Annotated in this window: 14 protein-coding genes and 2 pseudogenes; 3 read left to right on the forward strand and 13 right to left on the reverse strand. The window is 61.7% G+C overall.

What is annotated here, in order from left to right:
• A pseudogene (locus LO50_RS25440) lies at positions 1-196 on the forward strand (hypothetical protein); the annotation flags it as partial.
• 84 nt (positions 197-280) lie between these two features.
• On the opposite strand, the gene LO50_RS17570 reads toward LO50_RS25440, so the two are convergent.
• From LO50_RS17570 to LO50_RS17620, 11 genes and pseudogenes are all read right to left on the reverse strand, one after another.
• Positions 281-1,540, reverse strand: a complete 1,260-nt coding sequence (locus LO50_RS17570; RefSeq protein ID WP_044315797.1) for an OprD family porin — start codon at positions 1,538-1,540, stop codon at positions 281-283.
• Between the two features lie 111 nt (positions 1,541-1,651).
• Entirely contained in the window at positions 1,652-2,857 is a 1,206-nt protein-coding gene (locus LO50_RS17575) for a benzoate/H(+) symporter BenE family transporter (protein WP_044315798.1), read from the reverse strand.
• A gap of 159 nt (positions 2,858-3,016) precedes the next feature.
• Entirely contained in the window at positions 3,017-3,955 is a 939-nt protein-coding gene (gene catA / locus LO50_RS17580; RefSeq protein ID WP_044315799.1) for a catechol 1,2-dioxygenase, read from the reverse strand.
• A gap of 74 nt (positions 3,956-4,029) precedes the next feature.
• A complete protein-coding gene (gene catC, locus LO50_RS17585) occupies positions 4,030-4,320 on the reverse strand; it encodes a muconolactone Delta-isomerase (RefSeq protein WP_023445688.1) in 291 nt (96 codons plus the stop codon).
• 15 nt (positions 4,321-4,335) lie between these two features.
• Positions 4,336-5,457, reverse strand: coding sequence for a muconate cycloisomerase family protein (locus LO50_RS17590; RefSeq protein ID WP_044315800.1), 1,122 nt, complete (start codon positions 5,455-5,457; stop codon positions 4,336-4,338).
• Positions 5,458-5,486: 29 nt separating this feature from the next.
• The gene (locus tag LO50_RS17595) at positions 5,487-6,830 is read right to left on the reverse strand and encodes an MFS transporter (RefSeq protein WP_044315801.1); all 1,344 of its coding nucleotides are present in this window, start codon (positions 6,828-6,830) and stop codon (positions 5,487-5,489) included.
• Positions 6,831-6,934: 104 nt separating this feature from the next.
• Positions 6,935-7,714 carry a 1,6-dihydroxycyclohexa-2,4-diene-1-carboxylate dehydrogenase gene (locus LO50_RS17600; RefSeq protein ID WP_014820056.1) on the reverse strand — a complete coding sequence of 260 codons (780 nt, stop codon included), beginning with the start codon at positions 7,712-7,714 and terminating at the stop codon, positions 6,935-6,937.
• Positions 7,715-7,876: 162 nt separating this feature from the next.
• A complete protein-coding gene (gene benC / locus LO50_RS17605; RefSeq protein ID WP_044315802.1) occupies positions 7,877-8,887 on the reverse strand; it encodes a benzoate 1,2-dioxygenase electron transfer component BenC in 1,011 nt (336 codons plus the stop codon).
• Positions 8,888-8,897: 10 nt separating this feature from the next.
• Positions 8,898-9,386: a benzoate 1,2-dioxygenase small subunit gene (benB, locus tag LO50_RS17610; protein ID WP_044315803.1), complete on the reverse strand. Its 489-nt coding sequence runs from the start codon at positions 9,384-9,386 to the stop codon at positions 8,898-8,900.
• Positions 9,386-10,747: pseudogene (gene benA, locus LO50_RS17615) on the reverse strand (benzoate 1,2-dioxygenase large subunit). Before benA ends, benB begins: the two are co-directional and overlap by 1 nt.
• A gap of 238 nt (positions 10,748-10,985) precedes the next feature.
• Complete coding sequence (locus tag LO50_RS17620; RefSeq protein ID WP_044315804.1) at positions 10,986-11,939, reverse strand: AraC family transcriptional regulator; 954 nt, start codon at positions 11,937-11,939, stop codon at positions 10,986-10,988.
• 343 nt (positions 11,940-12,282) lie between these two features.
• Between LO50_RS17620 and dusA the strand changes: the two genes are divergently transcribed.
• Together dusA and tal are read left to right on the forward strand one after the other, a co-directional pair.
• Positions 12,283-13,278, forward strand: coding sequence for a tRNA dihydrouridine(20/20a) synthase DusA (gene dusA, locus LO50_RS17625; protein ID WP_425522003.1), 996 nt, complete (start codon positions 12,283-12,285; stop codon positions 13,276-13,278).
• 132 nt (positions 13,279-13,410) lie between these two features.
• On the forward strand, positions 13,411-14,337 hold the full coding sequence (tal, locus tag LO50_RS17630) for a transaldolase (protein ID WP_014820051.1): 927 nt from the start codon (positions 13,411-13,413) through the stop codon (positions 14,335-14,337).
• Here tal and rssC read toward each other — a convergent pair whose 3' ends face one another.
• Positions 14,338-14,820: an anti-sigma factor antagonist RssC gene (gene rssC, locus LO50_RS17635; RefSeq protein WP_003301853.1), complete on the reverse strand. Its 483-nt coding sequence runs from the start codon at positions 14,818-14,820 to the stop codon at positions 14,338-14,340.
• Entirely contained in the window at positions 14,817-16,001 is a 1,185-nt protein-coding gene (gene rssB, locus LO50_RS17640) for a two-component system response regulator RssB (protein WP_014820050.1), read from the reverse strand. Before rssB ends, rssC begins: the two co-directional genes overlap by 4 nt.
• Between the last annotated feature and the right edge of the window lie 156 nt (positions 16,002-16,157).

Consider the following 16,157-nt stretch of genomic DNA (forward strand, 5'->3'; position numbering starts at 1 on the left):
TGTCAACCACCTCTTTCAACCGCTTCCGATCAACCCGACCGAAGCCGCTAACAGGATTCAACCACCACCCTGCCAGCCCGGCGCATTCTATCTGAATCCGCCATCCGTGCAACCCTTTTATTTCGCTAACCTTTTGATTTACAAGAGGTTTTGCTTAAGGACTGCGCCGGAAGTGGTGCGCATTATAGGAGCCTGAAAATCAACGTCAACCGTTTATTTCCACTTAGGCCAGATTTGGCTGGCTGCCCCTCCTATGTTTGCCACGGTGGCGATCTGCTATTCAGAACAGCGCCAATGTATAGCTGAGGATTAACCGGTTCTCATCAATGTCACTGCGGTAGTTAGAGCGTGCTGCAACATTGCGGATACGAATGCCGACGTTCCTCAACGGACCGCTTTGAATCGTATAGCTGACGTCCAGGTCGCGTTCATGAGCGGTACCCTCGAAGCCCCGATCCGTATCGACGTTATCGCTCGAGATATAACGCACCGTTGCAACCAGGCCCTGAACGCCGACCGCGGCGAAATCGTAGTCGTACCGCGCCTGCCAGGAACGCTCATCCTTTTCGGCGAATTCGTAGGTTGGCACCTCGTTGCCGAGCGGCGTTACGTTGGCGAAGACCCGAGGAAAAGCGCTGTCCCCGAACATTGCCTGGGAGCCGACATAGAATGTGTGGCCGCCGTGCCTGGCAGATAGCAGCGAATAGAACGCCCGATTATCAATCTCTCCCGCAAGCTTGCTGCCATCTGCCTGCGAGTCATAGACGCCCAGGTTGGCGCCAAGCGTCCAGCTGCCCAGTGGCTCGCTGTGCTTCAGACCGAGGAAGCGCTGGTTATATATGTCTTCAAGCTGAGCGTACCAGGCACTCAGCGACGTCCGCTTGGCGTTAAAGGCATAATCGCCGCCAGCATAGTTGAATGCATCGCTGAACTCCGCTTGCGGCGTGCGGCCCAACATCGCACGCATCCGGTCATCACCCGCTTCATTGCGAAGGCTGGTCGAGCGCAGGTGTCCACCCTGCAAGGTAAGGCCGGTGATCTCGTTGGAAACGAAACTGACGCCCTGATAAGTAGGCGGTAGCAGGCGGATGTCGCTGAAGGCCAACACCGGGAGATTTGGCTGTAGCTCGCCGATCCGCAATTCGGTGCTCGAGACTCGCACTTTCAGCGCAGCACCCAGGCGGCTGTAATCATCCGCTCCCCGGCCATCATCGGCCACCGGCAAGAGCCCCGCCCCCGCCCGATCAGGACTGCTGTCGAGCTTTACTCCCAGCATCCCGATTGCATCGACGCCTACCCCAACCGTGCCCTGCGTATAGCCGGACTTGAAGTTGAAAATGAATCCCTGCCCCCACTCCTCCGCCTTCGACTGCTGATTTGGCCCCTCGATATCCGAGAAGTCGCGGCTGAAGTAGTAGTTGCGTGCCTGTAGCGTGGCAGTCGCATCCTCGATGAACCCACCGGCCTCGGCATGCACGTACGGCACGGCGGAAGCGGCAGCAATGGTCAGAGCAAGTCTCGAGATTGATCGTTTCTGCATGACATTCGTCTCTTGTTGTTGTTTTCTGGGGGCACGCAGCCACCTCTCCGGCGTGGTGCCGGGGAGGACTACGTGTTGGGTGACTAGGTTGTCGCGCCGAGAAAATCGAGGTCAGCGGGCCGGCTGTCGCTCCTCCGCGTGATTTGCCGCTACGGGGCGAAGCTTCAAGAAGAGATGGGCAGCAATGCCGAAGATCAGCCCCCAGAACGCCGCGGACAGGTCGAGGAACGACATACCGGATGCCGTCACCAGAAAGGTGATCAAGGCAGCCTCACGGTCTGCGGGCATTGCCATCGCGGCACTCAGCGCGCCGCCAATTGCGGCCAGTAGTGCCAGACCGGCCAGGGCTGCGATCAGAGCCGGGGGAAACGCGGTGAAGATGGAGACCAGCGTCGCGCCGAATACCCCGAGCAGCAGATAGAAGACACCGCCCGATACGCCCGCAACGTAACGCTTCGCCGGATTCTCGTGAGCTTCCCGGCCCGTGCAGATCGCCGCCGTGATTGCAGCAAGGTTCAGCCCGTGGCAACCGAACGGCGCCAGCAGCAACGAACCCAATGCGCTGCTGCTGATCAACGGGCTGGCCGGCGTGCTGTAGCCGTCGTTGCGCAGAACAGCCATGCCCGGAACGAATTGCCCGGTCAGCGCCACCATCACCAGCGGAAAGGCGATATTCAGCATCACCTGCCAACTGAACTCGGGGGCGATCCAAGTCGGCGTCGCCAAGCCGATCACCAGGGCCTCGCTTTGCAATTCGCCAGAGGCGACGGTGATCGTTACGCCGACAACCAGCACCGCGAGCACCGCGTAGCGAGGCAAGGCACGCTTGAACGCCAGATAGGTGGCGAACATCGCCAACACCAGCCAGGGCTGTTCCTTTATGGAGATGAACAGGCCAGTCCCGAAGCGGAACAGGATCCCCGCGAGCATGCCTGCGGCAATCGCGGCCGGCAGGCGGTTGATGATGCGGTCGAATGCACCTGATAGGCCCACCAACAACACCACCACGCTGGTGACGACATAGGCACCGACAGCCTCATTCAGCGTGATGTCGGGCAGCATGGTGACCAGCAGCGCCGAGCCCGGCGCGGACCAGGCAATGATGATCGGCACTTTGTAGCGCAGGCTTAGCAGAATGCCGAGCACGCCGCTGCCGATGGAGATCGTCCAGACCCATGACGACAGTACGTCTTGGGGCAACCCACCCGCCTTGGCTGCCTGGAAGATGATCACCAGGGGGCCGGCGTACGAAATCACCGTCGCGATGAACCCCGCGACCACGGCAGAAAGCGAACAGTCTCTGAGTAGCGTCTTCATGAAGCCTCGCAAGTCAGGCCTGGCTATCCGTGACAGTGTCCGGACGGCTCTTGTTGTAGGTGTATCGTTTCAGTGGCTCGACAACGCAGCGGGACACGCCGCACCGCATTAATTGTTGGCGCGGCAGAGCCATCCGTGGCTGGCGCCGACATGCCTGCCTTACGCCTCCTGCAAAGCCCGCGGACGCGAGCTGCGCTGTTCGGCCTTCGGCGCGGGCGCTTTCTGCAGCTGGAAGTCGAAGTCGACCTCGGCGAAGCGGCCTTGCACACCGCGGCTGCGTGCGGCTTCGGCGTCATCAATGAAGTGAATGTCACCGACCAGCCCGTCGCGAGTTGCGTAAGCAAAGTCGTCCCACAAGTACTTGTCGCCGGCCAAGTTGATCTGGGTAGTCAGATGGCGATAGCCCGGCGCGGAGATGAAGAAATGGATGTGCGCCGGACGCTGGCCGTGGCGGCCGAGGGTGTCGAGCACCTCCTGGGTCGGACCGTCGGGCGAGCAGCCATAGCCAGAAGGCACGATGCTGCGCGCGCGGTAACAGCCGTTCTCGTCGGTGACGATGCGCCGACGCAGGTTGTAGTCGGACTGGCTCTTGTCGAAGTAGGAATAGTTGCCCTTGGTGTTTGCGTGCCACAGGTCGACTACCGCACCGGCAAGTGGCTTGCCGTCCGGGCCGGTGACGCGACCCTGCAGGAACATCGTCGTGGCAACATCATCCTCGCTGCCGTCGTCCATGCGTGTCACGCCCTGAGCGATCGGCGCGCCGGCCACATACAGCGGGCCTTCGATGGTGCGCGGCGTGCCGCCAGTCAGGCCATGCTGTTCGTCCTTGGCATCCTCCAGCAAATCGAGAAAATGCTCCAGACCGAGACCAGCGACCAGCAGCCCTGCCTCGTGGCGGCCGCCCAGACGATTCAGGTAGTCCACCGCTTTCCAGAACTCATCCTGGGTGATTTCCAGATCCTCGATGATCTTCGCGGTATCGATCAGGATGCGGTTGACCACCGTCTTCATGCGGCGGCTGCCTTCGTCATTGTTGAAGCCGCTGGCTTCCTTGAAGAACTTCTGGATTTCCGGGGAATGGGAGATTTTCACAGTCATGGCTCAGGCCTCGTCTTGTAGTTGTGGTGACGCGGGTTGATTGGCCGGCGCACACCGGCCTTTTTCAGGTTCGATCAGCTATCGTCTTCACGAATCGAGGACGGATGCCGGCACAGCGGATTGACCTCGATCTCCATGTAGGGGAACAGCGGCAGCTGCATCAGGGTGTCGTGCAGTTCCTGAACGCTGGCCACATCGAACACGCTGTAGTTGGCGTACTGGCCGGCGATGCGCCAGAGGTGCCGCCACTTGCCTTCACGCATCAGGCCCTGGGCCAGTTCCTTCTCGTCAGCCTTCAGCTTGAACGCCTTGCCGGGGTCCATATCGACGGGCAGTTTTACGATCATCTTTACGTGGAACAGCATCAGTTCAGCCTCCGGTTACGTGCGACTGAAGAACGCCAGGCGCTCTTCGTCGAGGGTCAGGCCAAGGCCCGGCGTGCGCGGCACTTCCAGATGGAAGTCGCGGTAGACCGGCGGCTCGGCGACGATTTCTTCGGTGAGCAGCAGCGGGCCGAACAGCTCGGTGCCCCAGGTCAACTTATTGAGGGTGACGAAGGCATGCGCCGAGGCCAGGGTGCCGATGGCGCCTTCGAGCATGGTGCCGCCATACAGCGCAATACCGGCTGCCTCGGCGATCTGCGCGGTGCGCAATACGGCACGCGGGCCGCCGTTCTTGGCGATCTTCAGGGCGAAGATGCTTGCGGCGCCGTCGGCGGCCAGGCTGAAGGCATCTTCGACGCTCTCGATGGATTCGTCGGCCATGATCGGTGCCGGGCTGCGCTGATTCAGGCGAATCTGCCCGCCGCGGTTGATCCGCGAGATCGGCTGTTCGATCAGGTCGATACCGTTGTCGCCGAGGATGCGGCAGGCACGCAGCGCCACCGACTCGTCCCATGCCTGATTGACATCGACGCGCACACTGGCGCGCTCGCCAAGGGCCTGCTTGATGGCGATGACGTGCTTGAGATCGACGTTCACTTCGCCCGCGCCGATCTTCAGCTTGAAGATGCGGTGGCGGCGGATATCGAGCATGCGCTCGGCTTCCTCGATGTCACTCGCTGTGTCACCGCTGGCCAGGGTCCAGGCGACTTCCAGGCTGTCGCGCACGCGGCCGCCGAGCAGCTCGCTGACCGGCAGCCCGAAGCGCTTGCCCTGGGCATCCAGCAGCGCGCTTTCCAGGCCGGACTTGGCGAAGGTGTTGCCCTTCGCCGCCTTGTCCAGCCGCAGCATGGCGGCGTTGATATTCGCCGCATCCTGCCCCACGAGCAGCGGGCCGAGGTGGCTGTCGATGTTCTGCTTGATGCTTTCTGGGCTCTCGTTGCCGTAGGCCAGACCACCGATGGTGGTGGACTCACCGATACCTTCGATGCCGTCGCTGCACTGCACACGGATGATCACCAGCGTCTGTTGCTGCATGGTGTGCATCGCCAGCTTGTGCGGGCGGATGGTCGGCAGGTCGACGACGATTGCCTGGATGCTTTCGATCAGGATGGGGCTCATATCGATTTCCGATTTACCAATGTCAGGGTTCACGCCTTGGCCGCCGACAGCATGACTGGTGCGGCTTCCGGGCTGCGCTTGCTGGAGATGGCGAAGGCGGTCATGGCCAGTGCGGCGACGACGCCCGGCACGGCGAAGGCCATGAAGTTGAGCTGCAGCGGCAGGTTGATGCCCAGCAGCGCACCACCCAGCAGCGGGCCGACGATGGCGCCGTTGCGGCCGATACCCGAAGCCCAGCCGAGACCGGTGGAGCGGATCGACAGGCCATAGAACTGAGCAGCGGTCGCGTACAGCAGGATCTGCGTGCCGATCACCGTGGCGCCCGCGATGAAGATCAGGGTGTACAGCACCGGCATCGGCGTCTTGAAGCCCAGCAGGCTGATCGAGGCCACCGACACGGCGAAGAACACCACCACTACCTTGGACAGGTTGTAGCGATCGCCCAGCCAGCCGCCGAGAATCGCGCCAGCCATCCCCCCGAAGTTCAGCGCCAGCAGGAACGACAGGCTGGAGCCCAGGCTGTAACCGGCGTTGGCCATCAGTTTCGGCAGCCATGAACCCAGCGCGTAAACCATCAGCAGGCAGCAGAAGAACGCCAGCCACAGGGAGAAGGTGCGCACGCCACGGCCGTCGCGAAACAGCTCCAGCACCGAAGCGCTCTTGCCCTTCACATCGGTCATCACCAGTTCATCGGCTGCGGTCAGTTGGCGGCTCGGGTCGACCTTGTTCAGCAACGCCCGGGCCTGCTCACCGCGGCGCTGGCGGACGAGGAAACCCACCGACTCCGGCAGATACCAGAGGATCACCGGCAACAACAGCAGCGGCACCGCGGCGGCGAAGAACATCGCTTCCCAGCCGAAGCGCGGCAGCATGTAGATTCCGAGGCCGGCCGAGAGCATGCCGCCCAGCGAGTAGCCGCTGAACATGACCGCGACCAGCGTGCTGCGCAGCTTCCTCGGCGCGTATTCGTTCATCAGCGCCACCACGTTGGGCATCAACCCGCCGCAGCCGAGGCCGGCGAGAAAGCGGAAGATGCCGAACTCGATCGGTGTGCTGGCGAAGCCATTGAGCACGGTGGCGCCGCTGAACAGTACGAAGCAGATGGCAATGCCTTTCTTGCGACCGATGCGGTCAGCCAGGGTGCCGAAGACCAACGCGCCGAACATCATCCCGAACAGCGCGTAACTACCCAGCGCACCAGCTTCCAGCGGGGTCAGCCCCCATTCCTTCATGATCACCGGCAGCACTACGCCATAGATGAACAGGTCGTAGCCGTCGAAGATCAGCAGCAGTGCGCAGAGGCACACGACGAGCCAATGGAAGCGGCTGAAGCGTGCGTTATCGATGATTTCGTGAACATCTACTTTTCGCATGGCAAGACTCTCTATTGTTTTTGTTAGTCGCGGTCGGCCGCAGCGGTGAATCACCGCGCTGCCGAGGTGCCTTGGCGTTGTCCGGTCAGGCCGGTCTATGTGATTCAGCCGAGATCGCCACCACCCACCGGCAGGGTCACGCCGGTGATGTAGGACGCGTCGTCCGATGCCAGGAAAAGGATCGCGCCGGCCTGCTCGTCGATCGTCCCGTAGCGCTTCATCAGCGATGAATCGACGGTCTGATCGACGATCTGCTGGTACCAGAGCTTTTCCTGCTCAGTCTGCTCGGCACTGTTGCGCGGAATGCGTCGCGGCGGCGCCTCGGTGCCGCCCGGCGCGGTGGCGTTGACGCGAATGCCGCGCTCGGCGTTCTCGAAGGCCAGGCACGCAGTCAGCGCATTCACCCCGCCCTTGGCCGCGCCATAGGGCACGCGATTCAGGCTGCGCGTGGCAATCGAAGAGACGTTGACGATGGCGCCCGCGCCCTGCTCCAGCATGTGCGGCAGCGCGGCGTGGCAGCACCACAGCGTGGGAAACAGCGAGCGGCGCACTTCGGCCTCGATCTCGTGTTCCTGGTAATGCTCGAAGGGCTTGGCCCAGATGGTGCCGCCGACGTTGTTGACCAAGATATCGAGGCGGCCGAAGCGCGCCTTCGCCGCGTTCATGACGCGATGGCAGTCGGCAAATTGCTCGAGATCGGCGGTGAGCGTCAGCACCTCGACGCCCGTAGCCCCCAGCTCATCGGCCAGTTCGTGGACCAGCTCGGAGCGGTCGACCAGAATCAGCCGTCCACCCTCTTCGCCCATGCGCTCGGCCACACGCCGGCCGATGCCCTGGGCCGCGCCGGTGATGACGGCAACCTTGTTCTGAAAACGTGTGTTCATCTACCTTTCCTCGACTTGCTCGAAGCCAGCGCACCCAGGCCTTGTAGGAGCGAGCTTGCTCGCGAAGCTCTTTGGTGCGGTGATCCAGACGGTTGGCGGCGTGCCAGCCCATTCGCGAGCGAGGGCTCAGCGCCCCTCTCGCTCCTACAGAAAACCTTGCCCTCAGGCGCTGGCGGCAAACTTCTCGTAGTAGAAATTCGCAGGTTCCAGCCCTTGCTCGCGAATGAAGCCGCTGACCGCCTCGACCATCGGAGGCGGGCCGCAGAGGTAGATGTCCACTTCACCATCGTTGAGGTGCTTGGGCTCGATGTGTTGGGTCACGTAGCCCTTCTGCGGATAGGCGCTGTCCGGGCTGGCGACGCAGGCGCTGTAAGTGAAGTTGGGGATGCGCGCGGCGAAGGCCTCGAGCTTCTCCATCTCCACCAAGTCGTGGTCGTGGGTGACGCCGTAGATGAGGTGCAGCGGATGCTCGCTGCCGTGCTCGGCGATCTTCTCCAGCATCGCTGTGAACGGCGCGAGGCCGGTGCCGCCCGCCAGCAACAGCAGCGGCCGCTTGATTTCGCGCAGATAGAACGCGCCAAGCGGGCCGGCCAGGTTGACGCTGTCGCCAGCCTTGGCAAGGTTGGTCAGAAAGCTGCTCATCAGCCCGCCCGGCACGTTGCGGATCAGGAAGCTGACCTCGCCATCCTTTTGCAGCGAGCTGAAGGAGTAGGCGCGGGTCTGATCGCTGCCAGGCACCTGCAGATTGACGTACTGCCCGGGCAGGAACGCCAGCTGGTTCAGCGATTCGCCCTTGATCGACAGCGCAATGGTGCTCTCGGAGAGCTGGCGCACATTGCTGATCGCAGCCTGGTAGTTGGCCTGCTGGGTTTTGCAGATGTCAGAAGCGGCCGGCACACGAATCACGCAGTCGCTCTCGGCGCGCATCTGGCAGGTCAATACGTAGCCCTGCTCGGCTTCGGCTTCGCTCAACGCATCCTCGATGTATTCCTCGCCGAGGTCGTAGCGGCCGCTCTCGGCGAAGCATTTGCAGGCCCCGCAGGCGCCGTCACGGCAATCCAGCGGCACGTTGATGCCCTGGCGGTAAGCGGCATCGGCGACGGTTTCGCCTAAGTTGGCGTCGATGAAACGGGTGACGCCGTCTTCGAAGTTCAATGCGATCTTGTGAGTCATGGCGGCGCCCTCAGAGGTGGTACACGTCGATCATCTGGCGGATGTAGTCGTTCTTCAGCACGACCTTCTTGGCCTTGATCAGCGGGTTCTCGCCGCGAGTATCCAGGGTGTAGAAGCTGGTTCCGTAGAAGTGGTCGACCGTCTTGTAGCGAAAGCTCATCGTGTGCCAGTTGAAACGCAGCTTGCAGACGCCATCGGCCTGCTCGAGCAGTTCGAGGTTGCTGATGTTGTGGCTCGTGCGCGTGTCCGGAATGGTCGCGCTGGAGCGCTCGGTGCGGATGCGGAACACCCGGTCTTCCAAGCCACTGCGGTTGCCATACCAGATCAGCGAGATTTCGCTCATCGGGTCCTGGGTCAGCTGGTCGCGATCATCCCAGGCCGGCATCCAGAAGGTGGCGTCCGGCGCATAGAGTTCGAGCCACGCGTCCCAGTCCTTGTCATCCAGATAGCGCGCTTCGCGGTAGAGGAAGTCGCGCGCGGCGTCGTAGGAAAGAGTCATCACGCACCCTCCACGTGGATCAGCTGGTCCTGCTCTTGCTGCACCGCCTTGATCATCTGCTGCTGCCAGTAGTGGTGCTGCAGCACGAACAGGCCTTCATCCTCAGTGCGCACGCCGCTCATCAGCGGATGCAGGTCGATCTCCTGCGCGCCCTCGTCGGCGCCGTCGATCCAGTGCTTGGCACCGCGGGACATGTCGTTCCATTCCATCGCCCGGCCGGCAAAGCCCTGCTGGCAGGCGCGGAACTCTTCGAGGTCATCCGGCGTGGCCATGCCGCTGACGTTGAAGAAATCTTCGTACTGGCGGATGCGGCGGGCGCGGGCTTCGGCGCTCTCGCCCTTGGGTGCGATGCAGTAGATGGTGACTTCGGTCTTGTCGACGGAGATCGGCTTGGCGATGCGCAGCTGCGAGCCGAACTGGTCCATCAGATACAGGTTCGGGTAGAGGCAGAGGTTGCGCGAGTTTTCGATCATCCAGTCGGTCCGCGCCTGGCCGACCTCGGCGATCATCTCGTCGCGGCGGGCGTACAGCGGTCGGTCTTCCGGGTTGTCCCAGCGGGTCCAGAGCTACAGGTGGCCGTTCTCGAAGGAGTAGAAACCACCGCCCTTTTTGCCCCAGCCGCCGGCGCTCATGGCGCGGATGTCGTCGCCCGCTTCCTTGAACTTTCGCTGCTGCTGGGTGGCGGCGTAGTTCCAGTGCACCGCGGTGACGTGGTAGCCGTCGGCGCCGTTTTCGGCCTGCAGCTTCCAGTTGCCTTCGTAAACGTAGGTGGACGAGCCGCGTAGGACTTCGATGCCCTCAGCGGACTGGTCGACCACCATGTCGATGATCTTCTTGGACTCGCCGAGGAAGTCCTCCAGTGGCGCGACGTCCTCACGCAGGCTGCCGAACAGGAAGCCGCGGTAGGACTCGAAGCGCGCAACCTTCTTCAGATCGTGGGAGCCGTCGCAGTTGAAGCTGTCGGGGTAGCCGGCTTCTTTCGGGTCCTTGACCTTCAGTAGCTTGCCGGAGTTGTTGAAGGTCCAGCCATGAAACGGGCAGGTGTAGGTCGCCTTGTTGCCGCTTTTGAAGCGGCACAGCATGGCGCCGCGATGGCTGCAGGCATTAATGAAGGCGTTGAGTTCGCCCTCCTTGTTGCGAGCAATGAAGACCGGCTGGCGACCCATCTGGGTGGTGTAGTAGTCGTTCTTCTCGGGAATCTGGCTCTCGTGAGCGAGGTACAGCCAGTTGCCCTCGAAGATGTGTTTCATCTCCAGATCGAACAACCGCGGGTCGATGAACATCTCGCGCTTGCAGCGAAAGACGCCCTTCTCTTTATCTTCTTCTAGCAGCGAATCAAGGTAGTCGAATCCCAGGGACATGGCCGGGGCCTCCATTGTTATTGTGTCTACGTGATGAAGGCTACGGCGCGGGAGACGGCATCAATATCCGTTTTCTGCAGGACCTCTATCCGTTTTCTGCAAAGCGCAAGCGGACAGATTGACGCAGGCACGCAGGACGCCGCCCGCGCGTCACGCGGGGGTGACGAGCAGCGAATGCGCAGTGGCAAGAAAGGAAAAAAGAGCCGCTTCCGTCGGACCGGCAGCGACTCAAGGGGACTCAGTGATGGCGGCGCAACGTATCCGAGGGTAGCTCGCCGAAGGTGCTCTTGTAGCTTTCCGAGAAACGCCCGAGGTGCATGAAGCCGTAGTCCATGGCGATTTCGGTGATGTTGCGCACCTTGGCCGAAGGATCGCTTAGCCGGCCATGGATCTGCTCCAGCTTGCGCTGGCGGATATAGGACTTCGGCGTGGTGCCGACCTTGCGCTCGAACAACAGATAGAGCGAGCGCAGGCTCATGTTGGCCAGCTCGGCCAGCTGTTCGACAGAAATGTCACGCTTCAGATGCTCATCTATATAGTCGGCGATCCGCCCGAAGGACGGGCAACTGTCGCCAAACGGATCGCGGCGGATGTTGCTGGCCAGGCTGCAGAGCAGCTTGCTGGCGATGATCCGGCTGTACTGCTCCTGAATCTGCGGAATGCTCTGCTCGGACCCCGCCTCCTGGCAGATCAATCCAAGCAGGCTGCCAAACCCATCGAGTTCGCTGAGCGCGTGGCGGTTGCTGCCGAAGCGAATCCCCTCCGCCGGAGCCTGCCACTGGTTCTCGCTACAGGCCTTCTCCAAAAAGGAAGCCGGCAGTTTGACGATGAGCTTCTCGCAGTCATCCGAATAGGTCAGGTCGACCGGATCGTCCGGATTGATCAGCAGCAGCTCGCCGGGGGTGAAATAGTGCTCCTGGCCCCGGCCGCGCCACAGGCAATGGCCGCGCTGCAGCAGCTGCAGGTGGTAGATGGTTTCCAGCGCCGGTGAGGTGACATGAACGCTGCCGCCATAGCTGATCTGGCAGAGGTCGAGTTTGCCGAACTTGCAGTGGCTCAGGCTGGCCTGCGGGCTGCCCGTGCGCGGCAGACGAATGCAGTGCGCCCCCACGTGCTGATTGACGTAGTCCGAAACGGCATGCGGATCAGCATGCTCGAAGATCCTGCTTTTCTCGTTCAGCAGTCGTTCCATCACCAGGCACTCGCATTGTTCTTATAGTCGGCCGGTCCATCGTCAACGACGCCGGCGGCGATTCCCGCCACGCACATGCATGCTCAGGCTTGATCTGCGTCAAGACTATCGCTTCGTTCGAGCATAGAAGATTCGACCAACGAACGACACCCCGTCGTTCGGTGACCGCACGGTTTTTGGCTGGACCGCAAGACGGGCACCTGGAAAAGGCAGCCGCCGCTGATCCGGACCGGACGACAGGCTTGCAAGCCGGGCTGGCCCATGGGCAGCATCCTGTATAATGCCGCCCCCATTTACCGCTCGTGTGCGCCTGCACCGACTCTCCAAGTTATCCGGCCCGATAGTGCAAAGTCCTCGTTCGAATCAGTCTGTTGCAAGTAGAAAGTTCTCCGTCGCACCCATGATGGACTGGACGGACCGCCGCTTTCGCTACTTTGCCCGGCAGTTGTCGCAGCACACCCTGCTCTACACCGAGATGGTGACGACCGGCGCACTGCTGCATGGCGACGCCTCGCGCTTCCTGGGCCACGACGAGTGCGAACACCCGCTGGCGCTGCAGCTCGGCGGCAGCGTGCCGAACGATCTGGCAGCCTGCGCCAAGCTCGCCGAAGCCGCGGGTTATGACGAGGTGAACCTCAACGTTGGCTGCCCCAGTGATCGGGTGCAGAACAACATGATCGGCGCTTGTCTGATGGGCCACCCGTCACTGGTGGCCGATTGCGTAAAGGCAATGCGCGATGCAGTGGATATCGAGGTCACCGTCAAGCATCGCATCGGTATCAATGGACGCGACAGCTATGCCGAGCTGTGCGATTTTGTCGGTCAGGTACGCGACGCCGGATGCCGCAGCTTCACCGTGCACGCGCGCATCGCCATCCTCGAAGGGCTGTCACCGAAGCAGAACCGTGAGGTGCCGCCATTGCGTTACGACATCGCCGCGCAGCTGAAGAAGGACTTCCCGGACCTCGAGATCATCCTGAACGGCGGCATCAAGACGCTGGACGAGTGTCGCGCGCACCTGCAAACCTTCGATGGCGTCATGCTAGGGCGCGAGGCCTACCACAACCCCTATCTGCTGGCCCGCGTCGACCGGGAGCTGTTCGGTAGCGAAGCGCCGGTGATCAGCCGGGCACAGGCACTACGCAATATGCGACCCTACATTGAGCGCCACTTGAGCGACGGTGGCGCGATGCATCACATCACCCGTCATGTGCTCGGTTTGGGCCAGGGCTTTCCCGGCGCGCGGCGCTTCCGCCAGCTGCTCTCGGTGGACATCCACAAGACGAGCAACCCCCTTGCGCTGCTCGATCAGGCGGTGGCACTGCTCGAAGGCCGTTGACGGCTCCACGCGCAAGGAACGCAGCCCCGGCATTTCGATCAAAGGCCAGGCGCATCCGGGTCCACCCGCTCGTTGAGCGGGCTGACTGGCTCGGGTAAGGTCATGCCACTCACAGGACGGAGCCCCTCTTACATGACTTCCAAGCTGGAACAACTCAAGCAGTTCACCACCGTCGTCGCCGATACAGGCGACATCGACGCCATCGCTCGCCTGAAACCGGTGGACGCCACCACCAATCCTTCACTGCTGCTCAAAGCAGCGGCTATGCCGCGTTATGCCGATGACCTGGCGAACGCGATGAAGCAGTGCCACGGCGACATCGGCCTGGCGTGCGACCTGTTCGCCGTCGCGGTAGGCAAGCAGATTCTGGAACTGATCCCCGGGCGCATCTCCACCGAGGTCGACGCGCGATTGTCGTTCGACACTCAAGCCATGGTCCAGCGCGGTGAGCGCCTGATCGGCCTTTACGAGCAGGCTGGCATCAGCCGCGAGCGCGTTCTGATCAAGATCGCTTCGACCTGGGAAGGCATCCGCGCAGCCGAACAGCTGGAGAAAGCCGGCATCCAGACCAACCTTACCCTGCTGTTCTCCTTCACCCAGGCCGTGGCATGCGCCGAGGCCGGCGTCTTCCTGATTTCACCGTTCGTTGGCCGTATCTACGACTGGTACAAGAAGCACGAAGGTCGTGACTACCAAGGCGCGGAAGATCCGGGCGTGCAGTCGGTCAGCCGCATCTACGACTACTACAAGGCTCACGGATACAAGACCGTAGTGATGGGCGCGAGCTTTCGCAATGTCGGACAGATCGAGGCACTGGCCGGTTGCGACCGGTTGACCATCAGCCCGGAACTGCTCGGCGACCTGGCCGCAGCCAGCGGCGCGCTGGAACGCAAACTGCAGCCCGGCCGCGAGTCAGAAGCGCGTATCAGTCTGGATGAAAAGAGCTTCCGCTGGGGCCTGAACGAGGATGCGATGGCGACCGAAAAGCTCGCCGAAGGCATCCGTCAGTTCGCGCGGGACCAGGAGAAACTCGAAGCCCTGCTGGCCAAGCTGGCCTGATCAGGACCGCTCCAAGGCGGTGACGAGGTCATGGAAGGCCTCGCGGTTGGATTCATTGAGGCTCATCAGGATGCGGTGAGCCTCGAGCACCTTGGCCTTCACTACTTCTTCGGATTGATCCTGCGATGGCAGATCGGCCAGGCATTCCGGGCAAGGCAACGGTGTATCGACGATATTGAACACCTGATCGAAGCCCATAGACTGCAACAGCCGGGTGATGTCCGGGTGGGTGGTGACCAGGGTCGGCAACATACCCACCTTCTGCCGCGACAGTATCGACAGCTTGGCCAAGAGGCCCAAGGTGGTGCTGTCAATGCTTCGGCTTTCGGTCAGATCAATGACAATCGAAGAAAAATTGCGCGACGAGAAGATCTTCTCGATCGTTGCATCCAGCGCCGAACAGAGCGTCAAACGGATTTCACCTATGAACTTCAGAACAAAGGTGCCATCCATCTCGGCGAACTGGATTCTACCAGTACTCATGCAAGGTTCCTGCTCAACACCAGCAAGGCGATATCGTCGGGCATGTCAGCCAGCTCGGCCAACCCGAAGACTCGACGTAATCCATCCAGCGTGCCACCGGCATCGGTAATCAGACCGGGCAGCGCGGACTCTTTTTCTTTGAGTGTGTCGCCGGGCAAAAGGTCCAAAATGCCGTCGGAGAGCAAGGTCAAGCTGAAGGTCTCAGGCAGCTTCAGCTCGAAATTCTGATAGGTCGCCTCGACGAACAACCCGACCGGCAACCCGCGCCCTTCGAGATAGTGCGCGCCCTCTCCCGTGTACAGCACCGGCATAGGCAGATGACCGCCAATGCTGTAGTGCAGCACGTCATGCTCCTGATCGATAACGCCGCCCAGCATGGTCACGTGCTTGCCCAGCTTGCAATTGATCAGCCCGCGGTTGATGTGATCTAGCACTTCCGACGGTTTGAACTCGCGCAGCGTGCCGCCACGGCGCGACTCGTACAGCAATCGGGTCGTCATGAACTTGAGCAGCACGGTCACGAACGCCGAGGAGGCACCATGGCCGGAAACATCGGCCAGGTAGAAACCGATGCGCCGCTCATCCACGCGGAAATAGTCGACGAAGTCACCGGACAGGTACAGCGATGGGATGATCTGGTGGGCGAAGTCGAAGCCATCGACGCTCCAGGGCGTCACCGGCAGCATGTTCATCTGCACTTGGCGACCGGCGTCCTGGTCTTCCTGCAACAGGTGCAGGCTGGCTTGCAGATCACGATTGGCCGTCTCGAGCTGTTCACGATAGCGGCGATTTTCCAGCCGCAGACGAGAACGGTCCAGCGCACGACGCACCGAATGCTCAAGCATCGCCAGGTCTTCGAGTGGCTTGATCAGGTAGTCGGCAGCGCCCAAGCGCAGGGCCTCCACCGCGTCGCTCATCACGCCGGCACCGGAAACCACGATCACTGGGAGGTCGAGCTGGCGCTCACTGATCTGACGGATCAGCTCAAGGCCATCCATCTGCGGCATGCGCAGATCGCAGATCACCAGATCGGGCTGCTCCGACTCGAAGAGCTCCATGCCCTGCGGGCCATTGCCGGCCTGCAAGACACGAAAACCACTGTCATCCAGATAGGCAGCCAGACTGGCTCGAACCACATCGTCGTCATCTATGATCAGCAGCGTCGCGCTTGGTTTATGCATGTTCCTACCAGGCGGGGTCGCCAGGATGATTGGCGAAAACATTGGCCCCGCATGACGCCGGGCTTGGGTTCGTTTCAAGGCGCAGACGGTACTCCCATACGATCGGGGTTTCAAGCCGACCGGCTGGCGCCTTTACAGGTCGAATTGAGGGGAGCT

Source organism: Stutzerimonas stutzeri (assembly GCF_000935215.1).
In the GTDB taxonomy this organism is placed as follows: domain Bacteria; phylum Pseudomonadota; class Gammaproteobacteria; order Pseudomonadales; family Pseudomonadaceae; genus Stutzerimonas.